Source organism: Sphingomonas sp. PP-CE-3A-406 (genome assembly GCF_003688625.1).
In the GTDB taxonomy this organism is placed as follows: Bacteria; Pseudomonadota; Alphaproteobacteria; order Sphingomonadales; family Sphingomonadaceae; genus Sphingomonas.
On the sequence record NZ_RCWY01000001.1, the window covers coordinates 1,308,883 to 1,329,695 of the forward strand.

Consider the following 20,813-nt stretch of genomic DNA (forward strand, 5'->3'; position numbering starts at 1 on the left):
GTTCACACGCTGGCGCGATGTGTGCACTTCCTCCAGTCAGCCCTCGATCTTCGAAAAATCTGCGACATTGTGCACTGCGGCACGGACTCGCTCAAGTAGCGCGAGACGGGCGGAGCGCTTCGCGGGATCGGAATCGTTGACGATAACGCTATCAAAGAACGCGTCGATCGGCGCGCGGAGGCTTGCAAGGGCAGCCATCGCGGCGGCGAAATCTTCGCGAGCGATCGCGGCGGTGGCGCGGGGTTCGGCGGAGTCGAGCGCGGTCATCAGCGCGGTCTCTGCGGGTTCGGGAGTGTAGGACAGCGATTCCTCTTCGCCCCTCCCTGGAAGGGAGGGGTTGGGGGTGGGTCGGTCCGAGGCGGGCGCGGCGTTCCCACGAGGGCTACCCACCCCCGGCCCCTCCCTTTCAGGGATGGGAGCAGAAGAGGCGGCGTCGTCCTTCGGCGCTTCCTTCTTCAGGATATTGGCGGCGCGCTTGTAGCCGGCGAGCAGGTTCGTGCCGTCCTCGGTGGTCACGAACGCCTGGAGCGCGTGGACGCGCGCGAGCAGGCGGACGAGATCGTCCTCGCCACCGAGCGCGAACACCGCGTCGATCAGGTCGTGCCGGACGCCGGCTTCGCGTTGCTGAACTTTGAGGCGGTCGGCGAAGAAGTCGAGAAGACGTGGAAGACCAACGAAGAACCGCTCGGTTGCTTCATCTACTGGGGCCTGTGTAAATTGCGCAACATAAGCATCGATATCAAAATCTCGTGGCGAAAGGTTCGTACGCTTCAAACCTTCGAAATCTCGCTTAATTACTATATCCGCATTTTCCACCATCGACTTATATAAAAAGCCGCCAGCTTGCTGCGCATAGGTTTTTATGATCGGCAACCTTATCGAGTTTTTCTCGAGTAAAGTGATGCATCCCAACGCCGCTCTTCGGAGAGCAAATGGATCTTTTGATCCTGTTGGGATCATATCCTGCGAAAAGAATCCGACAAGCGTATCTAGCTTGTCCGCCAAGCTTACCGCGACCGTTACCGGGTCGGTGGGGACGTCGTCGCCTTGGCCGACCGGCTTGTAGTGGTCGCGGATGGCGGTGGCGACGGCCGGGTGCTCGCCCTGCGCGGCGGCGTAGTAGCCGCCCATCAGGCCTTGCAGCTCGGGGAACTCGCCGACCATGCCGGTGACGAGGTCTGCCTTTGCGAGGCGGGCTGCGCGCTCTGCTAGGTCTGCCAATTCCTCCCCTGCAAGGGGAGGGGGACCGTCAGCCGTAGGCTGAGGGTGGAGGGGGTTCTCCGCGGACGCTGCGCTTCGTGGCGCGCCCCCTCCACCAGCTTCGCTGGTCCCCCTCCCCGTTCCGGGGAGGATTATGCCCTCTTCTACCAGCCAGCGGGCGAGCTTGGCGACGCGGTCGACCTTGTCGGCTACCGTGCCGAGCTTTTCGTGGAAGACGATCTTTTCGAGCTTCGGACGGAGGTCGTCGAGCTTGGTGTTCAAGTCGGTGTCGTAGAAGAATTTCGCATCCGACAGGCGCGCGGCGAGGACCTTGCGGTTGCCCTCGACGATCTTCGCGCCGCCGTCGTGTGCGGCGATGTTAGCGGTACAGACGAACGCGTTCGCGAGTTTTCCATCGGCGTCGCGGCAGACGAAATATTTCTGGTTCACGCGTGCCGTCAGCTGGATCACCTCGGGTGGGACGTCGAGAAACGCGGGGTCGAACTGGCCGAGCAGGGGAATCGGCCATTCCGTCAGGCCGGCATTCTCGGCGACGAGGCCCTCGTCCTCGATCAGTTCGAGGCCGGCTTGCGCGGCGGCTTCGCGGGCGTGGTCGCGGATCAGCGTGGCGCGTTCGTCGTGGTCGACGATGACGTGGCAGGCGCGCAGTTTCTCGACATAGTCGTGCGCGCCGCCGATCGTGATCTGGTACGGGTGGTGGAAACGATGGCCGAGCGTGGCGGCGCCGCTGGCGATGCCGGCGATCTCGAACGGCACGATCTCTTCGCCGAGCAGCGCGACGATGCCTTGCAGCGGGCGGACCCACCGGAGCGATTCAGTGCTGGCCGACGCGTCGCCCCAGCGCATCGACTTCGGCCACGGGAATGCGCGGACGATCGCGGGGATCGCCTCGGCGAGCACGGCGGCGGTGGCGCGGCCGGGCTTTTCGGTGACCGCGAACAGCGTGCCGTTGCGGTCGACGAGTTGCTCGCGGGTGAGGCCAGTCTTGCGGAGGAAGCCTTCGAGCGCCTGGGGGGGCGCGGAGGTCTTGGGGCCCTTGGTTTCCTCGGAGACGGCGGCGGTCTCGAGCGGCAGGTCGCGCGCGATCAGCGTCAGGCGGCGCGGGGTCGCATAGGTGACGATGGCGCGGGTGGCGATGCCGGCCTTGGCGAGCTCGGCGGTGAACAGCTTGGCGAGGTCTTCACGCGCCTTGGACTGCATCCGGGCGGGAATTTCTTCGGAGCGGAGTTCGAGAAGGAAGTCGGTCATTTGTGTTCGCACGCGAAGAAGAGAGAAGGGGTTTCGCGCAGAGGCGCAGAGGCGCGGAGGAGAAGGGTAGAAGAGAAGGTTGGAGCGGTTGCGCTGCGCGCGGCAAAGGGACGCCGCAGGCGTCTTTCACTACGCCGAAGCCGGATCGCCAGTCGATACACTAACGGCCCTGCCTTCTGCTCCGCGCCTCTGCGCCTCTGCGCGCAAAACCCTTCTTGTCGACGAACAGCCATCATGCCGCCCATCCGTGCTTGTCCATCCAGGCGGCGCAGGCGCCTTTGGCCAAGTCTCGGACGCGGCCCATATAGGCTTGGCGTTCGGCTACCGAGATGACGCCGCGGGCCTGGAGCAGGTTGAAGATGTGGCTGGCTTTGATCGCCTGCTCGTAGGCTGGGATCGGGAGCGCTTTTCCGCCGTCCTTGGGCTCAAGGCAATTCTCGCATTCCGCTACGTGCTTGCGGAACTGGTCGAACAAGGAATCCGTGTCGGCGATCTCGAAGTTCCACTTCGACATCTCCTGCTCGTTCTCCAGGAAGACGTCGCCGTAGGTCACCCCGGCGTCGTTGAACGCCAGGTCGTAGACCGAGTCCTTGTCCTGGATGTACATCGCCAGCCGCTCCAACCCGTAGGTGAGTTCGCCCGCGACGGGCTTCATGTCGAAGCCGCCCATCTGCTGGAAATAGGTGAACTGCGTCACCTCCATGCCGTCGCACCAGACCTCCCAGCCGAGACCCCAGGCGCCGAGCGTGGGGCTCTCCCAGTCGTCCTCGACGAAGCGGATGTCGTGCTTCAGCATGTCGATGCCGATCGCCGCGAGGCTGCCGAGGTAGAGTTCCTGGAGGTTGGCGGGGCTCGGTTTCAGGATGACCTGATACTGGTAGTAATGCTGGAGCCGGTTGGGGTTCTCGCCGTAGCGGCCGTCGGTCGGGCGGCGGCAGGGCTGGACGAACGCGGCGTTCCACGGTTTCGGCCCGAGCGCGCGGAGCGTCGTGGCGGTGTGGAAAGTGCCCGCGCCCATTTCCATGTCGTAGGGCTGCAGGATCAGGCATCCGTGTTCGCTCCAGTAATCGTGGAGCGTGAGGATCATGCGCTGGAAGCTAAGAGGCTTTGTCGTTGGCTGGATCTGGGGCTGGGTCACGCGCGGGCTTTGGCGGATGGGGGTGCGGGAGGCAAGTGGTGCGTTAAGCTGCGGCGTCCTACATGGGCTGCACCAACGATAAGGATTCCCTCCCCTTGAAGCTGTTTTCGAAGATCGCGTCGTTCCGATCCGCCCTGTCTGCGCTGGCGATGGCGTTCGCTTTGCCCGCCTGTGCGCAGGTCGCGCCGAAGCCTGTGCAAGCCGCGAACGATGCCGATCCGGCCTTGTGGGTGGTGAAGGACAAGGACACGACGATCTACCTGTTCGGGACGATCCATGTGTTGAAGCCCGGCATGACGTGGTTCGACGAGGCGGTGAAGACCGCGTTCGATCGCTCGAACCAGGTGGTGCTGGAGCTGGTGATGCCGGATCCTGCCAAGATGCAGTCGCTGGTGATGGCGACGGGGGTGTCGAAAGATGGCCCGACGCTGACCGAGCAGCTGCCTGCGGACAAGCGTGCGGCATATGCGAAGGCGGTGACCGATCTGGGGCTGCCGGCGAATGCGTTCGATCGGTTCAAGCCTTGGCTGGCGGCGACCAACCTATCGATCGCGCCACTGTCGAAGCTTGGCTATGATGCGGCAAACGGGCCCGAGCAGGTGATCACGGCGGCGGCGAAGGCTGCGGGGAAGCCGGTGATCGGGCTGGAGACCGCGGAGCAGCAGCTCGGGTATTTCGGGGGACTGTCGCAGAAGGCGCAGTTGCAGTTCCTGGGGAGCACGATCGACGAGTTGCCGACGCTCGAGAAGACGATGGCGACGATGGTGGACGAGTGGGCGAAGGGGGATCCCGAAGCTTTGGCCAGAGAAATGAACGACGACCTGAAGGACTCGCCCGAGGTGGCGAAGGCGCTGCTGTTCGACCGCAATGCGCGGTGGGCGGAGTGGGTCGCGAACCGGATGAAGTCGCCGGGGACTGTGTTTATCGCGGTCGGCGCCGGGCATCTGGCGGGCAAGGACAGCGTTCAGGCGCAGTTGGCGAAGCTGGGGGTGAAGGCCGAGCGGGTTCGGTATTGAGCCGCCGAGTCCCTCTCCCCTCGGGGAGAGGGAGGGAGGAGCCCTTGCGACGGAAGGGTGAGGGGGAGTTAGCGCGAACGTCCCGAGCCTCACTCCCCTCACCCTCCCACGTGCAAGCGCACGCGGGCCCCTCCCTCTCCCCGGAGGGGCGAGGGGCATTGAACGGTGTTTGAATCGGGCGTATATATCACGAGCCAAACGTCATGGCTGTGCCTTGAGATACGAACCCTCGCCATTGCCGTGGCGGGGGTTCAATCGTTTGGGGGGCACGTTGCCGCGCACCCCCCGCCCGTTGCGCTACTTCCGGCGTGCCGTCTCGACGACGTTCAAGATCAAGGTCGCAAAGGCGAACAACACCAGAAGCAGAACACAGACATTGCCAAACGTCATGGTTCTGCTCCTCGAGAACTGGCGAGATTGCCAGCGGTCGAAGCGTAGCAGGTATCGGCAGGATGCAGGCCCCTTCCCCGCAACCGTTGTTTTTTGCGCGAATCTCCGCTATGCGCCCGCGCTTCCGGTCCATGGTCATCCCTGGAGGCGTGGGCGGGAAGGACAACAAACGAGTTTCGGAGAATACAGATGAGCGACCAGTTGACGCTCGCAGCCGAGACGCGTGACCGGGTTGGCAAGGGAGCCTCCCGGGCGCTGCGTCGTGATGGCCGCGTGCCTGCCGTGATCTACGGCCTGAACCAGGAACCAACCTCGGTTCACCTCGAGGAAAAGGCGCTGATGAAGGCGCTGATGACCGGCCACTTCATGAATTCCGTCGTGATGGTCAACGGCGTGCGCACGCTGCCGAAGGACGTGTCGTTCCACCCGGTTTCGGATCGCCCGATCCATGTCGACTTCCTGCGCATCGGCGAGCATTCGACCGTCACCGTCGCGGTGCCGATCGCGTTCACCGACGAGGACGACGCACCGGGCATCAAGAAGGGCAAGGGCGTCCTCAACATCACGCGTCACGAGATCGAGCTAGTCGTCGACGCTTCGGACATCCCGAGCGAGATCACGATTTCGCTCGCCGGTCTGGAGATCGGTGATTCGATCCACATCAGCGACGTGAAGCTGCCCAAGGGCGCGACGCCCGCGATCGACGACCGCGACTTCGCGATCGCCACGATCGTGCCGCCGACCGTGCCGACCGTCGAGGACGAAGAGCTCGAGGCCGAAGTCGCCGAGACGCAGGCTGCCGAGGCTGCTGCCGAGGACGAGGCTGCGGTCGAGCCGAACGACGACAACAACGACGACGACAAGATCACGCCGCAGAAGAAGGACTGAGGGTTCAGCCCTTCGTCTTAGGATGATCTGGCGGGCGGGAAAGCTAGGGCTTTCCCGCCCGTTTCGTTTTACGGGGCTTGCCCTGCCCTCCTGTTCCCTCGCGAACGCGGGGGTCCAGGATCAAGCAGCGCCGCCGCCCGTTACCCTGGGCTCCTGCGTTCGCAGGAGAACACGGTTACGTGGCCCACGCGGTCTTTTGGAGAATCACACGTGCAGATCTGGGCGGGACTCGGCAATCCGGGGGCGCAATATGCGATGCACCGGCACAATGTCGGGTTCATGGTCGCCGACGCGATCGCCGAGGTGCACGGCTTCGGCGCGGTCAAGAAGCAGTTCCAGGGCTGGACGCAGGAGGGGCGGATCGGCTCGACCAAGATCCTGCTGCTGAAGCCTGCGACCTTCATGAACGAGAGCGGCCGCGCGATCGGCGAGGCGTTGCGGTTCTACAAGCTTGGCGTCGAGGCGCTGACGGTGTTCCACGACGAACTCGATATCGCGCCGTTCCGCGTGAAGGTTAAGACCGGCGGCGGGACCGCGGGGCATAACGGGCTACGCTCGACGGACCAGCATCTGGGGCCGGAGTTTCGCCGCGTGCGGCTGGGGATCGGGCATCCGGGGCACAAGGATCGCGTGACCGGCTATGTGCTCGGGAATTATGCGAAGGCGGAGATCGAGCCGCTCTCCGACATGCTCGGCGCGGTCGCGGCGGAGGCGAAGTGGCTGGCGGAAGGCGACGACGTCCGCTTCATGAACGATGTCGCGTTGAGGATGCAGCCATGACCACCCGCTCCCTGTTTGCCACGCGGTTCTACGAAGCCGATCTCGGCGACGACGATCTGGTCGAGGAACTCGAGGACGCCGCGCTCGAACTGGCGAAGGCGGATCGCGCCGGAGTCGCGTGGTCGAAGGCGCATGGGTATCGCGGGTATACCTCGTATGCGTCGCTGAACGACCTGCCGCTGCGCGATCCGCGGTTCGGGGACCTGGTGCGGCTGCTGAACAAGCATGTCGCGCAGTTCGCGAAGGATTGCGCGTTCGATCTCGGCGGGCGGAAGTTGAAGCTCGACAGTCTTTGGGTGAACGTCCTGAAGCCTGGGGGCGCGCATTCGGGGCATATCCATCCGCATAGCGTCGTTTCCGGGACGATGTACGTGGCGATTCCGGAAGGGGCTGGGGCGTTGAAGCTGGAGGATCCTCGGTTGCCGATGATGATGGCGGCGCCGACTCGGTTGGAGGATGCGGCGGAGGATCTGCGGACGTTCGTGTATGCCGAGCCTAAACCGGGGAGTGTTTTCCTGTGGGAGAGCTGGTTGCGGCATGAGGTCGTGCCGAACGCTGCCAAGGGCGAGCGGATCAGTATCAGTTTCAATTATCGGTGGTGATGGGGGCCGAAACAACTCGTCACGCAAAGTACCACCCCGGCGCAGGCCGGGGCCCAATTGGGAAACATCGCTAACGAAGTGCTGCCCTTCATCAGATTGGCCTTCCCACTTGGGCCCCGGCCTTCGCCGGGGTGGTAGTGTTTGAGGGAGCGTTCGGCACCTTCTTCTTACCCCCTCCCCTTCAGGGGAGGGTTGGGGTGGGGCTTCGCCGCATACGTCGGCGTTTGTGGCACTGCCCCACCCCGACCCTCCCCTGAAGGGGAGGGAGTTTGGGGCGGCACTCGTTGAGTGCCGCCCCCTGCCCGATCAGGCCGTCTTCATCGTCGCCATGTCGATGACGAAGCGGTACTTCACGTCGCTCTTTACCATGCGCTGATACGAGGGTTCGATCTCGTCCATGCGGATCATCTCGATGTCCGATACCAGGCCGTGTCGCCCACAGAAATCGAGCATCTCCTGCGTCTCGGCGATGCCGCCGATCAGCGAGCCGGCGATCGCGCGGCGCTTGAAGATGAGGTTGCCGACCGAGGGCGACGGATGCGCGTGCTCCGGCACGCCGACCAGCGTCATCGTGCCGTCGCGCTTGAGCAATGCCGTGAACGTGTCGAGGTTGTGGCTCGCCGCGACGGTGTTGAGGATGAAGTCGAAGCTGTTGGCGTGTTCGGCCATCGCGGCCTCGTCCTTCGACACGATCAGGTCCTTTGCGCCGAGACGCTTGGCGTCGTCGCGCTTGTTCGGCGAGGTCGAGAAGACATAGACCTCGGCGCCCATCGCGTTGGCGATCTTGACGCCCATGTGGCCGAGACCGCCGAGACCGACGATGCCGACCTTCTGGCCGGGGCCGACCTTCCAGTGTTTCAGCGGCGAATAGGTGGTGATGCCGGCGCACAGCAGCGGCGCGACCGCGGCGAGGTCGGCTTCGGGATGCGAGACCTTCAGCACGAAGCCTTCGTCGACGACGATCTTGTCCGAATAGCCGCCGAAGGTGTGGCCGCCGAGCACGGGATCGGGGCCGTTATACGTACCGACGAAGCCGGTGGTCTCGCAATATTGCTCCTCGCCGTCCTTGCACGACGGGCATTCGCCGCAGCTGTCGACCATGCAGCCGACGCCGACGACGTCGCCGACCTTGAACTTGGTGACGTCGCTGCCGACTGCGGTGACGTGGCCGACGATCTCGTGGCCGGGGACGCAGGGGTAGAGCGTGCCTTCCCACTCGCCCTTGGCGGTGTGGAGGTCGGAATGGCAGACGCCGCAGAACGCGATGTCGATCGCGACGTCGGTCTTGCCGGGTTTGCGGCGTTCGAAGCTGAACGGGGCGAGCGGCGTTTCGGGGGATTGCGCGGCGTAGCCGTTGGCGGTCGTGGTCATGGAATTCCTGATCTATCTCAAGCTGGGATCGGGATATAAGCGTCGACCATATGATAACTACCGTTCGGTATGATTATTTTGCTGCGCTGCGGCAATCGAGTGGGTCGATCAGGGCTGCCGTCCAAATCAGAAACCACCCCGGCGGAGGCCAGGGCCCAATTGGAAAGGTGGCAATAACGGGGTGCCGACCATCATTAGCAACGTCCCCCGATTGGGCCCCGGCCTTCGCCGGGGTGGTCGAGAAGGGTGTGGCGCCAACGATGCGCGCCTGCGTCCTTGCTGGCCTTCCGGACCGCCCTGCCCTAAAGCGCCACCACATTCTTATCCAAGGGCATATCATGGGTTTTCGCTGCGGCATCGTGGGGCTGCCGAACGTCGGCAAGTCCACTCTCTTCAACGCGCTGACCGAGACGGCCGCGGCGCAGGCGGCGAACTATCCGTTCTGCACGATCGAGCCGAACGTCGGTAACGTCGGCGTGCCCGACAAGCGGCTCGACGCGCTCGCCAAGATTGCCGGGTCGCAGAAGATCATCGAGACTCAGCTCGGCTTCGTCGACATCGCCGGCCTCGTGCGCGGCGCGTCGAAGGGCGAAGGGCTCGGCAACCAGTTCCTCGGCAACATCCGCGAGGTCGACGCGATCGTCCACGTGCTGCGCTGCTTCGAGGACGGCGACGTGACGCATGTCGACAACAAGGTCGACCCGATCGCCGACGCCGAGACGGTCGATACCGAGCTGATGCTGAGCGACCTCGAAAGCCTCGAGAAGCGCGTCCCCAACCTCGCCAAGAAGGGCATGCAGGGCGACAAGGAAGCCAAGATCGGCGCCGCCGTGCTCGGCCAGGCGCTCGAGCTGCTCCGCGAAGGCAAGCCCGCGCGGCTGACCGTGCCGAAGGACGAGGACGAGGCGCGTGTGTTCGCACAGGCGCAGTTGCTGACCGCGAAACCCGTCCTGTACGTGTGTAACGTCGACGAGGGCGATGCGGCGAACGGCAATGCGCTGTCGGCGCGGGTGTTCGAGAAGGCGAAGGCCGAGGGCGCCGAGGCGGTCGTGGTGTCGGCGGCGATCGAAGCGGAAATCGCGACGATGCCGGCGGAAGATCGCGGCGAGTTTCTCGGCGAACTGGGGCTGGAGGAGACCGGCCTCGCGCGCGTCATCACCGCCGGTTACAAGCTGCTGCACCTACTGACGTTCTTCACGGTCGGTCCGAAGGAAGCGCGTGCCTGGACCGTCCACCAGGGCGCTACCGCACCGCAGGCGGCCGGCGAGATCCACGGCGATTTCGAAAAGGGCTTCATCCGCGCCGAGACGATCGCGTTCGACGACTTCATCGCGCTGGGTGGTGAATCGAAGGCTCGCGAGGCGGGCAAGCTGCGCGCGGAAGGCAAGGCGTACGTCGTCCACGACGGCGACGTGATGCACTTCCTGCATAGCTGATCGGGGCTGATAAACCGGACCGATCGGGGCCGGGCGGCGGACTTAGCGGCGATAGTCTTCGCACGCGATCCCGTCGCCATCGCCGTCCATATGGGCGCCATAGCCGGGCGTTCCACGGTACAGAGGCGTGACGCCCGCAGCGCGCGCCTCGCGACATCCGCGATAGACCGCATTGATGGGCGCGGACCGCACAACCGGGGATGCGGCTTGTCCATAGACCGGGCGCGTGACGTTGTACGGTGCGGCGTCGCGGGCCGGCGCGGCTATTTTGAGGCGAGCCCGTTCGTCAGCCTTCGAGGTTTTTGCTAAAACCGGCGGCGAGGCCGCGTCGACGGGGCGAGCCACGTCTATCGGTGCGCCCACAATCAGCGGGGTTTCGGGCTGCGGCGTGCCGGTCGGCGCCATGGCGCTCCAGACACCGGCGAACATAAGCGCGGAGGCCGTGGCGGTTATCGCTATGAACGATCGATCCATGACCGCCACGCTATCCGAGAATCCGTTGACGAAAGCTTAGCGGCCGCGGCGGACGTGCAGGCCGGCGATGCCCCCTGTCATTGATCCCCGACCCTGGCTATTCCCGATCGCGCGCGATTGCGAACGGAGGGCGGCGATTGACGAACCAGAAAGCCGAGCCCTTCGTCAGCCGATCGGGCCTCGTCCGCGGTGTGGCCCTGCTGCTCGCCGGCTGCGTCACGCTGGCGGGGTGCGACCAGCGGCGCGATACCGGGGCGGTCGTCGTCAGTGCGATCGGCGCGCACCCGGAGGCGGTCGATGCCAGCCGGGTCGTGCTCGATACCCCTGCCCGGCTGCTGATGGACTCGACCGCCCAGGGGCTGGTGCGGTTCGATGCGACAGGGCAGATCGAACCCGGTATCGCCGAACGATGGATCGTGATCGACGGCGGGATGAGCTACATCTTCCGCCTGCGTGAGGTGAAATGGAGCGACGGCACGCCGGTCACCGCGGCGCAGGTCGTGGCGATGCTGGAACGCCAGTTCCGGCCCGGATCGCGCAATCCGCTGGCGCCGTTCATGACCGCGATCGACGAGATCGTCGTGATGACGCCGCAGGTTATCGAGGTAAGGCTGTCGCGCCCGCGCCCCGACCTGCTGAAGCTGTTCGCGCAACCCGAACTCGCGCTGCTGCGGTTGCAGCCCGTCAGCGGCACCGGGCCGTTCCACATCGCGCGGGGCGGGACCGCGCCGTTGCTGCGCCCCGCCTTCGATCCCGGCGAGGCGGACCCCGACGACCAGCATGACGTGAAGGCGGAGGAGGACGTCCGGCTGATCGGCGAACGCGCCGCACGGGCGATCGCACGGTTCGCCCATCGCGATTCGGACTTGGTCAGCGGTGGGAGCTTCGTCGACTGGCCATTGCTCGCGACCACCGACATCGCGCCCGCCAATATCCGCGTCGATCCCGCGGTCGGGCTGTTCGGGCTGGCGATCGTGCGGCGTGACGGGTTCCTTGCGGATGCCGCCAACCGCGCGGCGATATCGGAGGCGATCGACCGGACCGCGCTGACGACCGCGATCGCGCCGGCCTGGGATCCCGCGGATCGTATCCTGCCCGACATTCTCGATTCGGCGTCGCTGCCGCAGGTTCCGTCCTGGTCGCTGCTGTCGCAGGACGAGCGACGCGCGGCGGCGCGGCAACGCGTGGCGGCGTGGACCGGCGGCCCGATCGCAGTGCGGATCGCGCTGCCCGCGGGGCCTGGTGCGACGCTGCTGTACGCGCATGTCGCCGCGTCGCTGATCGCGATCGGTATCACCCCGTCGCGGGTCGCGTTGGATGCAGAGGCGGAGCTGAAGCTGGTCGATGCGGTCGCGCCCTATGACAGCGCGCGCTGGTATCTCGCGAGCGCGTGCGTGGTGTGCGGCGAGGCTGCGCAGGCGGCGGTCGAAGCCGCGCGCGAGGCGCCGACGCTGGCAGAGCGGAGCGTGCGCATCGCCGCGGCGGATGCGGCGATGAACGAGGATGTCGCGTTCATCCCGCTGGCGCGACCGCTGCGCTGGTCGCTGGTGACCGCGAGGCTGGCGCAGTGGCAGCCCAACCCGCGCGCGTGGCACCCGTTGAACCGGTTGCGCGCCGATACCAACTAAGTGGCATGAAACCGACCGTCACCCGCATCACCCCCGGATCGATCCTCGACTCGCTGCCGATGGGGCGCGATGCGCTGTCCGTGCGCCGCCGCGTCGAGGCGATGGAACGCGTGATGGAGGGGCTGTTCCAGATCCCCGGCACCAACCGCAAGGTCGGCCTCGACGTAATCCTCGATATCGTGCCGTTCGCGGGCAGCACGATCGCCGCGGCGGTCGGCGGCTGGATGGCGTGGGAGGCACGCAACATCGGCATGTCGAAGGTCCAGGTGGCGCGAATGGCGGGCAATATCGGGTTCGACTGGGCGCTCGGGATGATCCCGTTCGTCGGCGCAATCCCCGACTTCTTCTTCCGCTCGAACACGCGCAACCTGCGGATCATCAAGAAGCATCTGGACCGGCACTACCCGTCGACGACGATTCTCGACGGGTAATTTCGGGTATCTCAGCATCCTCCCCCGCCAAGGGGAGGTGGCAGGCAACGCCTGACGGAGGGGGAGGTAACGCAAACCTTTGTTCCGTATCCTCCCCCTCCGTCGCCTTCGGCGCCACTTCCCCCTGGCGGGGGAGGATTGGGATATCCTTAGCGGCTGCCGCGCCAGATTTTCAGGGCGGCACCGTCGGCTAGGCCACCCTGGTGGACGGGGCAGCGGCGGTAGCGGAAGCGGCGGTCTAGGCAGATCCAGACCTCGTCTAGCCAGCCCTGCTTCGTCGCGGTGACGCGCATCATGTCGGCGTTGAGCCCCGGATTGGCGGTCGCCATCGCGGTCGCAAAGCGTCCGGCGGTCAGCGGTGCGCGCGACAGCGCATCCATGTCGGGATAGCGCAGCTTGCCGTACAGCCCGGCGGACTGGTTAAAATATTTCGCGGGTCGATAGCCCGGCATGCAGGTGCCGTGCTTGGCCCATTCGTGCTGGAGCAACTGCGCCGACGGTGTGGTGCAGAGATGCGCGCGGATCACCGGCGGCGGGACGAACTCCGCCGCGCGACAATATTGCGGCCAGTCCTTGTCCACGCCGTCGGGCCACAGCCCGTGCAGCGTGAAGCCGAAGCGGTTGGCCGCGCCGCACTGGAACTGCGACCCGGAGCGCGTGCCGTTGTCGCGGCAATATTGCGGGGCCCAGGTGATGGCGAGCGTGTAGCCGCCGATCGGGACGACTCGCTTGGGCTGGCTGTCGGAGGGCAGGTCGGGGCGGACGCGCTCGACGGTGGCGGGGGTCGAGCACTGATAGGCTTGCGCCTGGGCAACTCCGGGCAGCGCCAGCGCCGCCGCGACGATGGTCATTCTAACGATCATGCGGCATGTCCTCGTCCAGCCTGGTCGAACCAGAGTTTCGCGTCGGGTTTCAGGAGTTGCAGCCCCGCGCCGATGTAGACCACGCTCGCGACGATCGACAGCCCGAGCGTCGCGCTCGGCACCGCATGCCCGGTCGCCAATTGCACGAGCGAGATCGCGACGCCGATCGCGGAGAGCGCGGCCAGCACGATCACCACCCACCGCGCGACGCCACTCGGCGCCCGCACGGTAAAATACCAGAGCGTCAGCGTGATTACGATCCCGGCGACCTCGAACGTCGGCAGGATCCAGCCGATCTTCGCGAGCATCGGGGTGGCCGCGACCATCGCGGTCCGCGGCCCCCAGCTCATCGCGGACACGATCAGCCCGATCACGAACGAGGCGAGATACAGACGTTCGTAGCGCGTTATGGATACCGGCCTGATCATCGTCTTGTCCCCGTTATCGATCATGCTGCGACCGGGACGCGCCGGGCGAGCCGGTCATGCCGTCGTGAAATCTAGGCCTATATCCGCCGCGGGTGCCGACTGCGTCAAGCGGCCGACCGACACATAGGTCACGCCGGTCTGGGCGATCGCGCGGATCGTGTCGAGATTGACGCCGCCCGACGCCTCGGTCGGCACGCGCCCGCCGACCAGCGCAACCGCCTCGCGCAACATCGCCGGCGGCATGTTGTCGAGCAGGAGATGCGTGGCTCCTGCTTCGAGCGCGGGTGCGATCTGGTCGATCCGGTCGACCTCGACGATGATGTGCGCGATCCCGGCGTCCTTGGCCCGGCGCACCGCTTCGGCGACGCCGCCGGCGACCGCGACGTGATTGTCCTTGATCATCGCGGCATCCCACAGCCCCATCCGATGGTTCTGCGCGCCGCCCATCCGGGTCGCGTATTTCTCCAGCACGCGCAGGCCGGGGATGGTCTTCCGCGTGTCGAGCAGGATCGCGCCGGTGCCTGCGATCGCGTCGACATAGCCGCGAGTCATGGTGGCGATCCCCGACAGATGCTGGACGGTATTCAGCGCCGACCGCTCGGCGGTGAGCATTGCCCGCCCCGCCCCTTCGAGTCGCATCAGGATCGTCCCCGCCGCGACCTGCTGTCCGTCCTGCACCAGTCGTTCGATACGGACATCGGGATCGAGCGTCCGGAAGAACGCCTCGGCGAGATCCAGCCCGGCAACGACGATCGGGTCGCGGCTGTCCATGACGCCGGTGAATCGCGCGTCGGCGGGGATGACCGCATTCGACGTGATGTCGCCGACCGTCCCGAGGTCTTCGGCCAGCGTGGCCGCGACGAATGCATCGACGGCGAAAGAAGCGGGTAAGCCGGTTTTCGGCAATGCTGCGTTCATTTCAGGACTCCCAATAAATGCGTGTCGGTCATGCGCGCGCGCTGGCCGATGCCTGTGTTGCGGGACCAGCGAACCACCGCAACCGTTTGTGCACGAACCATTTTCGCCCTGGAACCGAATGCGCGCAGGCGAGTTTGCCTGCTCGATACCAAGGAACGACCGATGCATACCAAGACTATCGCCGATACCGCTCGCCTGACCCAATTGCTCAGTGAGGCGCTCGTGCTGGCCGATACGCTCGAGTTGACGGTCGCCGCCATCCATATTGACCAGGCGCTGGCACAGCTGCCGAAGCCAACGCCCGAGGCCTGATCGTTCAGCCTCGTCCGTTGCTCGCCGGGCCGAGATCGCCCTTGCCGACGGTGTTCGAGGCCATACGCAGCATCGCATCGAGGCTCTTCTTGGCCTGAAGCCGCAAGCCTTCCTCGATCTCGATTCGCGGGCTGAGATCGCGCAGCGCGACGTAGAGTTTTTCCAGCGTGTTGAGTGCCATGTACGGGCAGATGTTGCAGTTGCAATTGCCGTCCGCACCCGGCGCGCCGATGAAGCGCTTGTTCGGCAACGCCTTTTCCATCTGGTGGATGATGTGCGGTTCGGTCGCGACGATCAGCGTATCGCCGGGCATCGCCAGCGCGTAGTCGAGGATGCCGCGCGTCGAGCCGACATAGTCGGCGTGATCGAGAATGATCGGCGGGCATTCGGGATGCGCGACGACGGGCGCGCCGGGATGCTGCGCCTTGAGCTTCATCAGCTCGGTCTCGCTGAACGCCTCGTGGACGATGCAGACGCCCGGCCACAGCAGCATGTCGCGGCCGGTCTTCCGCGCGAGATAGCCGCCAAGGTTACGGTCGGGGCCGAAGATGATCTTCTGCTCGGGCGGGATCTGCGCGAGGATCGTGTCCGCCGACGAACTCGTGACGATGATGTCGGAGAGCGCCTTCACCTCGGTCGAGCAGTTGATGTAGGTCAGCGCGATGTGATCGGGATGTTTGGCGCGGAACGCAGCGAACTGCTCGGGGGGGCAACTATCTTCCAGGCTGCACCCGGCGTCCATGTCGGGGAGCACGACGATCTTGTCGGGCGAGAGGATCTTCGCGGTCTCCGCCATGAAGCGGACGCCGCAGAACGCGATGACGTCGGCATCGGTGGCCGCCGCCTTGCGCGACAGATCGAGGCTGTCGCCGACGAAATCGGCGAGATCCTGAAGCTCGGGCTTCTGGTAATAATGCGCTAGGATGACCGCGTTCTTCTCCTTGCGGAGGCGCTCGATCTCGGCGCGGATGTCGATACCCGCAAAGTTCTGGTTCAATTCCATCGTCGTATCCCGAATAGCCCGATCGCGTTTACTGGCGGTTCCCTAGCACGTCCTGCAGCGAGCGCGAGGTGTCCCAGCGCTCCCCGTTTGCGACCGGCTCGTCGGCGAAGCGCACCGCGACGGTCGCGTCGATCCCGGCGGCGCGCAACGGCATCGCGAAACTGCGCTCCACCGCACGGCGGGTTGCGTCGCGGGCGAGCTTGATCATCGCCGGTTCGCGCGCCTGCCGGATCAGCTCGATCTGGCCGGCACGGCGGTTGGCATCGTCGAGCCGCTTTTCGGCATCGGTGAAAGTGGTCAGCACGCCGCCCGAGCCATATTCGCGGACCGCGTTGAGATCGACCTGCGGGCCGTCCGCCTCGACCGCGGGCAGGCGTACCGCCAGCGTCTTGGTGGCGCCGTCCCACGCGACGTCGGCCTGCGTGAGCTTGCCCATGTCGACCTCGTACCGCACCATGCCGGGCATGATCAGCGTCTTCTCGGTGGTGAAGCCGAGCTGCGACTGTTTGGAGGTGACGACCGCGACATAGCGCGCGGCGAACGCGGACAGCCGGTTCTGCTCGCGCAGGCCCTCCAGGCTGGCGCTGGCGATCGTGGTCGGATCAGGGGTCAGACGATCGCTGACATAGCGCTGCACGCCCCACAGCGCGAGCAAGCCGGCGAGCACGAGGATGACGACGAACCCCGCCGCCTTGGCAAGGAAGCCACCGACACCGGAACCGGTATTCGGCGCATTCAAATCTTGATCTGCCATGTTTCGCCTTCCTCGATCACCAAGCCACGGTTTTGCAGGTCGTAGAGATGCGCGAGCACCGATCGCTCGGCCGCGGGCGTGAGCCGCGCGTCGAGCCCGACGTACATCTGGGCCACCATCCGTCCGATCGGTTGCGGCTCGCTCCGCACCAAGCGCAGGATCTGCCCCTCGCGCTGTTTGCGATGGCCGAGCATGCCGCGGACCAGCCGCTGCGGCTTGTCGATCGCTTCGCCGTGGCCGGGATAATAGACGCGGTCATCGCGGCGCATCAGCTTTTCGAGGCTCGCCATATACGCCGCCATATCGCCATCGGGGGGCGAGACGATGGTGGTCGACCAGCCCATCACGTGATCGCCGGAGAACAGCGCGTTGGTCTCGGGCAGAGCGAAGGCGAGATGATTCGAAGTGTGGCCGGGCGTCGCGATCGCCTCCAGTGTCCAGCCTTCGCCGGTGATCGTGTCCCCGTCGGCCATCACCCGATCGGGCGCGTAGGCGGCATCGAACGAGGCATCGCCACGCGCGTGTGCGGTGTCGATATCGAACGGCGCGGCGCCGACGATCGGCGCGCCGGTGATCGCCTGCAACGGGCGTGTCGCGGGGCTGTGATCGCGATGATGGTGCGTGACGACGATCGCGGTGACGGGGCGGCCGTCGATCGCGCGGATCAGCGCGGCGATGTGCGCGGGATCGTCGGGGCCGGGATCGATCACCGCCAGATCGGTCGTGCCGACGATATGCGTCTGCGTACCGGTGTAGGTGTAGGGCGACGGATTGGGCGCGAGCACGCGAACGACGAGCGGCTCGAGCTGGATCGGGATACCGGTCGGGTGCTCAGCCATGCGACCGAGATGGCCGCTGCGCGCGGAGATGGCAATACCCTGTCATCAGGCAGCAGTGTCGGCGGATCTTACACATCGCGGATCGACGCTTCGGCAATTAACTAACATATGTGGCGTAGATCGGTGGGATACCGTGTTCTGGCACGCGCACTGCATCGTCTGTCACGTCACCGAACGCTGCGGCGTTCAAGCAGGGTGGATCGATCGCTACCGTCCGGTCTCGCATCGGTCCGCCCTCCCCGGTGCCTCTCAGGATTAAGATGCATCGATCGGTTTTCCCGTCATCCTGACGAAAGTCAGGATCCAGGGTAACGGGACGCAGCACCTCGTGGCTCTGGATCCTGACTTTCGTCAGGATGACGGGGGTGGGGTGAGGCATGCTAGCCGAGGTGATCCCCGGATGCTTCGCCCCGCCCCCAGCGGAAACTTCAGACCGTCTTCTGCTTCTCGAACAGCTGCGCCAGCTCACCGCTTTCGTACATCTCCATCATGATGTCGGAGCCGCCGACGAACTCGCCGTCGACGTAGAGCTGCGGGATCGTCGGCCAGTCCGAATAGGCCTTGATGCCCTGGCGGATGCCCTGGTCCTGCAACACGTCGACGCTCTCGAACTCGACTTCGAGATGGTTGAGGATCGCGATCGCGCGGCTGGAGAAGCCGCACTGCGGGAACAGCGGGCTGCCCTTCATGAACAATACCACGGGGCTGGCTTTGACAACCGCGTCGATGCGGGCGTTCGTGTCGTCGGTCATGTCTTGGGTCATCTCCGGGGTCCTCAGGAAATTGCGGTGGTAAGCTGGAGCGCGTGCAGGACGCCGCCCATGCGGCCGCCGAGCGCGGCGTAGACCGCCTGGTGCTGCTTCACGCGGCTCATGCCGGCGAAGCTCGGTGCAACGACCTTGGCGGCGTAGTGATCGCCGTCACCGGCGAGATCGGTGATCTCGACCTGTGCATCGGGAATAGCGTCGCGGATCATCGTCGCGATGTCATCGGCGGCCATCGGCATCTTATTGTGCCTCCAGCAACTGGCGGCGCGCTTCGATCATCTGCTGCGCGAGCGCGCGGCGGACGGTCGCCTCGTCGTGATCGAGCCCGGCTGCGGTCAGGTCGCCGACGAGCTTGCGTACGACGTCGTCGTCGCCGCCGCCTTCCATGTCGGCATGGACGAGCGCGGTGGCATAGGCGTCGGTTTCTTCCGGCGTGAGCTGCATCTCATGCGCCGCCCAGCCGCCGAGCAGGCGATTGCGCCGCGCGGTGATGCGGAACGCCATCTCCTCCTCGCGCGCGAAATGCGCCTCGCTGGCGCGTTCGCGATCGTCGAAACTGGTCATTGCGCAAGTCCCCGGTACAGCCGTGTATCCAGCCGGAGATAGGTCGCGGACCGCGCATGCGCAATAATGGCCGTGGAACCAGGTGTCGCGAACCTCGGCGCAGGCGCCGAGGTCAGCCGACTTCGACCACCAGCTTACCGATCGCGCCGCGGGCGGCCATCTTGGCGATCGCCTTGCCGCCGTCTTCGAACGCGAAAACCTCCGTGACGCGCGGGGCGATCTTTCCGGCTTCCCACAGGTCAAACAGCGTTTCGATATGCGCCTGGTTCGCCTTCGGATCACGCGCCGCGAACGCGCCCCAGAACACGCCGCAGACGTCGCAGCTTTTGAGCAGCGTGAGGTTGAGCGGGAGTTTCGGGATGCCGGCGGGGAAGCCGACGACGAGATACTTGCCGTCCCACGCGATCGATCGGAGCGCAGGTTCGGCATAGTCGCCGCCGACCGGATCGTAGATCACGTGTGCGCCGTCGCGACCGACTGCGGCCTTGAACTGTTCGGCAAGAGCCTTCGACTGGTCCTTGTCGAACGGGGCGCGGGCGTAGATCAGCGTTTCGTCGGCACCGGTGGACTTGGCGGCGGCGGCTTTTTCCTCGGACGAGACCGCGGCGACGACCTTCGCGCCGAACGCCTTGCCGAGTTCGATCGCGGCGAGCCCGACCCCGCCGGCCGCGCCGAGCACGAGCAGGGTCTGCCCCGCCTTGATATGGCCACGGTCGAGCAGTGCGTGGATCGTCGTGCCGTAAGTGAGGATCAGCGAGGCGCCCTCGGCGAAGCTGCGGCCTTCGGGGAGGCGGTAGAGCTTGGCGGGATCGGCAATGACCTTCTCGCACAAGCCGCCGTGACCGAGCATCGCGATGACGCGGTCGCCGACTTCCCAGCCGGTGACGCCCTCGCCGATCGAGTCGATCGTGCCGGCGATCTCGCCGCCCGGTGCGAACGGGCGCTGTGGCTTGAACTGGTATTTGTCCTCGATGATCAGGACGTCGGGGAAGTTGATCGCGCAGGCCTTGACCGCGACGACGACCTGTCCGGGGCCGGCTACCAGATCGGGCAGCTCGACCATTTCCAGAGTTTCAGGTCCGCCGACCGCCTTCGACACCAATGCTCGCATACCCGCTCTCCACCGTCGTCCAGGGGCGATTCGATGCGACCGCCTCCTCGAATTTCGAAATCTGGGTATCCCTTGCCAGCGTCAGGCCGACTTCGTCCAGCCCTTCCATGAGGCACTGGCGACGGAATGCGTCGAGTTCGAAGGTGAAGCGATCCTGGAACGGGGTAGTGACGGTCATCGTCTCGAGATCGACGGTGACGGTTTGATCCTTGGCAACCTCCAGCAGGCGGTCGATCGCCTCCTGAGGAAGCACGACGGGGACGATGCCGTTCTTGAACGCGTTGCCCGAGAAGATGTCGGAAAAGCTCGGCGCGATCACCGCGGTGATACCCATGTCGGCGAGCGCCCACGCGGCATGCTCGCGGCTGGAGCCACAGCCAAAATTACTGCCGGCAATGAGGATCGGCGACCCGGCATAGCGCGGGTCGTCGAAGATGTTGCCGGGTTGCGCGCGAACCGTCTCGAACGCGCCGCGGCCGAGGCCGGTGCGCGTGATCGTCTTCAGCCAGTGCGCCGGGATGATGACGTCGGTGTCGATGTTCTTCGCGCCCCAAGGATAGGCGCGGCCCGAGACGGTCGTGACGGGGGTCATCGCTGTTCCGTGCGCTCCGGAACCACACGCGCCGATGCG

General features: G+C 65.5%; 23 protein-coding genes. 8 read left to right on the forward strand and 15 right to left on the reverse strand.

Annotated elements, in window-relative coordinates; all coding sequences use genetic code 11:
* Window positions 1–36: 36 nt before the first annotated feature.
* Together glyS and C8J44_RS05745 are read right to left on the reverse strand one after the other, a co-directional pair.
* Window positions 37–2,469 (reverse strand): glycine--tRNA ligase subunit beta, encoded by a 2,433-nt coding sequence (gene glyS, locus C8J44_RS05740; RefSeq protein ID WP_121903620.1) that lies wholly within the window; start codon window positions 2,467–2,469, stop codon window positions 37–39.
* Between the two features lie 232 nt (window positions 2,470–2,701).
* Entirely contained in the window at window positions 2,702–3,556 is an 855-nt protein-coding gene (locus tag C8J44_RS05745) for a glycine--tRNA ligase subunit alpha (protein ID WP_121903621.1), read from the reverse strand.
* 200 nt (window positions 3,557–3,756) lie between these two features.
* Here C8J44_RS05745 and C8J44_RS05750 point away from each other — a divergent pair, with 200 nt between their 5' ends.
* The 4 genes from C8J44_RS05750 (at window position 3,757) to C8J44_RS05765 (ending at window position 7,283) form a co-directional block, all read left to right on the forward strand.
* Window positions 3,757–4,623: a TraB/GumN family protein gene (locus C8J44_RS05750; RefSeq protein ID WP_121903875.1), complete on the forward strand. Its 867-nt coding sequence runs from the start codon at window positions 3,757–3,759 to the stop codon at window positions 4,621–4,623.
* Between the two features lie 579 nt (window positions 4,624–5,202).
* Window positions 5,203–5,901: a 50S ribosomal protein L25/general stress protein Ctc gene (locus C8J44_RS05755; protein WP_121903622.1), complete on the forward strand. Its 699-nt coding sequence runs from the start codon at window positions 5,203–5,205 to the stop codon at window positions 5,899–5,901.
* Between the two features lie 210 nt (window positions 5,902–6,111).
* Window positions 6,112–6,681, forward strand: coding sequence for an aminoacyl-tRNA hydrolase (gene pth, locus C8J44_RS05760; protein ID WP_056488650.1), 570 nt, complete (start codon window positions 6,112–6,114; stop codon window positions 6,679–6,681).
* Window positions 6,678–7,283: a TIGR02466 family protein gene (locus C8J44_RS05765; protein WP_056047257.1), complete on the forward strand. Its 606-nt coding sequence runs from the start codon at window positions 6,678–6,680 to the stop codon at window positions 7,281–7,283. Before pth ends, C8J44_RS05765 begins: the two co-directional genes overlap by 4 nt.
* A gap of 306 nt (window positions 7,284–7,589) precedes the next feature.
* Here the strand turns inward: C8J44_RS05765 and C8J44_RS05770 are convergent, their stop codons facing one another.
* Window positions 7,590–8,654: an NAD(P)-dependent alcohol dehydrogenase gene (locus tag C8J44_RS05770; protein WP_121903623.1), complete on the reverse strand. Its 1,065-nt coding sequence runs from the start codon at window positions 8,652–8,654 to the stop codon at window positions 7,590–7,592.
* Window positions 8,655–8,992: 338 nt separating this feature from the next.
* On the opposite strand from C8J44_RS05770, the gene ychF reads away from it, so the two are divergent.
* Complete coding sequence (gene ychF / locus C8J44_RS05775; protein ID WP_121903624.1) at window positions 8,993–10,090, forward strand: redox-regulated ATPase YchF; 1,098 nt, start codon at window positions 8,993–8,995, stop codon at window positions 10,088–10,090.
* Window positions 10,091–10,132: 42 nt separating this feature from the next.
* Here the strand turns inward: ychF and C8J44_RS05780 are convergent, their stop codons facing one another.
* Window positions 10,133–10,564 (reverse strand): excalibur calcium-binding domain-containing protein, encoded by a 432-nt coding sequence (locus tag C8J44_RS05780; protein ID WP_121903625.1) that lies wholly within the window; start codon window positions 10,562–10,564, stop codon window positions 10,133–10,135.
* A gap of 137 nt (window positions 10,565–10,701) precedes the next feature.
* Between C8J44_RS05780 and C8J44_RS05785 the strand changes: the two genes are divergently transcribed.
* A complete protein-coding gene (locus tag C8J44_RS05785) occupies window positions 10,702–12,192 on the forward strand; it encodes an ABC transporter substrate-binding protein (RefSeq protein WP_310886154.1) in 1,491 nt (496 codons plus the stop codon).
* Window positions 12,193–12,197: 5 nt separating this feature from the next.
* Window positions 12,198–12,623 carry a DUF4112 domain-containing protein gene (locus tag C8J44_RS05790; RefSeq protein WP_121903626.1) on the forward strand — a complete coding sequence of 142 codons (426 nt, stop codon included), beginning with the start codon at window positions 12,198–12,200 and terminating at the stop codon, window positions 12,621–12,623.
* A gap of 149 nt (window positions 12,624–12,772) precedes the next feature.
* On the opposite strand, the gene C8J44_RS05795 is transcribed toward C8J44_RS05790, so the two are convergent.
* Genes C8J44_RS05795 through nadC form a run of 3 tightly spaced genes read right to left on the reverse strand, consistent with a single transcriptional unit; the run spans window position 12,773 to window position 14,832 of the window.
* Entirely contained in the window at window positions 12,773–13,486 is a 714-nt protein-coding gene (locus C8J44_RS05795) for a ribonuclease T2 family protein (protein WP_121903627.1), read from the reverse strand.
* The gene (locus C8J44_RS05800; protein ID WP_121903628.1) at window positions 13,483–13,938 is read right to left on the reverse strand and encodes a hypothetical protein; all 456 of its coding nucleotides are present in this window, start codon (window positions 13,936–13,938) and stop codon (window positions 13,483–13,485) included. The genes C8J44_RS05795 and C8J44_RS05800 overlap by 4 nt, the downstream gene beginning before the upstream one ends.
* A gap of 30 nt (window positions 13,939–13,968) precedes the next feature.
* The gene (nadC, locus tag C8J44_RS05805; protein ID WP_121903629.1) at window positions 13,969–14,832 is read right to left on the reverse strand and encodes a carboxylating nicotinate-nucleotide diphosphorylase; all 864 of its coding nucleotides are present in this window, start codon (window positions 14,830–14,832) and stop codon (window positions 13,969–13,971) included.
* Window positions 14,833–14,994: 162 nt separating this feature from the next.
* Here nadC and C8J44_RS18400 point away from each other — a divergent pair, with 162 nt between their 5' ends.
* On the forward strand, window positions 14,995–15,144 hold the full coding sequence (locus C8J44_RS18400) for a hypothetical protein (protein ID WP_183128703.1): 150 nt from the start codon (window positions 14,995–14,997) through the stop codon (window positions 15,142–15,144).
* A gap of 4 nt (window positions 15,145–15,148) precedes the next feature.
* Here C8J44_RS18400 and nadA read toward each other — a convergent pair whose 3' ends face one another.
* From nadA to leuD, 8 genes are all read right to left on the reverse strand, one after another.
* Window positions 15,149–16,147: a quinolinate synthase NadA gene (gene nadA / locus C8J44_RS05810; RefSeq protein WP_121903630.1), complete on the reverse strand. Its 999-nt coding sequence runs from the start codon at window positions 16,145–16,147 to the stop codon at window positions 15,149–15,151.
* Between the two features lie 28 nt (window positions 16,148–16,175).
* On the reverse strand, window positions 16,176–16,901 hold the full coding sequence (locus C8J44_RS05815; protein WP_056047231.1) for a DUF4230 domain-containing protein: 726 nt from the start codon (window positions 16,899–16,901) through the stop codon (window positions 16,176–16,178).
* Window positions 16,883–17,740: an MBL fold metallo-hydrolase gene (locus C8J44_RS05820; RefSeq protein ID WP_121903631.1), complete on the reverse strand. Its 858-nt coding sequence runs from the start codon at window positions 17,738–17,740 to the stop codon at window positions 16,883–16,885. The genes C8J44_RS05815 and C8J44_RS05820 overlap by 19 nt, the downstream gene beginning before the upstream one ends.
* 428 nt (window positions 17,741–18,168) lie before the next feature.
* Window positions 18,169–18,492 (reverse strand): Grx4 family monothiol glutaredoxin, encoded by a 324-nt coding sequence (grxD, locus tag C8J44_RS05825; RefSeq protein WP_107957228.1) that lies wholly within the window; start codon window positions 18,490–18,492, stop codon window positions 18,169–18,171.
* Window positions 18,493–18,515: 23 nt separating this feature from the next.
* Entirely contained in the window at window positions 18,516–18,746 is a 231-nt protein-coding gene (locus C8J44_RS05830; RefSeq protein WP_056420018.1) for a BolA family protein, read from the reverse strand.
* A gap of 1 nt (window position 18,747) precedes the next feature.
* Window positions 18,748–19,071 carry a DUF1476 domain-containing protein gene (locus C8J44_RS05835; RefSeq protein WP_056047222.1) on the reverse strand — a complete coding sequence of 108 codons (324 nt, stop codon included), beginning with the start codon at window positions 19,069–19,071 and terminating at the stop codon, window positions 18,748–18,750.
* A gap of 112 nt (window positions 19,072–19,183) precedes the next feature.
* The gene (locus tag C8J44_RS05840) at window positions 19,184–20,182 is read right to left on the reverse strand and encodes an NADPH:quinone oxidoreductase family protein (RefSeq protein ID WP_183128704.1); all 999 of its coding nucleotides are present in this window, start codon (window positions 20,180–20,182) and stop codon (window positions 19,184–19,186) included.
* Window positions 20,145–20,774, reverse strand: coding sequence for a 3-isopropylmalate dehydratase small subunit (gene leuD / locus C8J44_RS05845; protein WP_121903633.1), 630 nt, complete (start codon window positions 20,772–20,774; stop codon window positions 20,145–20,147). Before leuD ends, C8J44_RS05840 begins: the two co-directional genes overlap by 38 nt.
* Window positions 20,775–20,813: the final 39 nt, after the last annotated feature.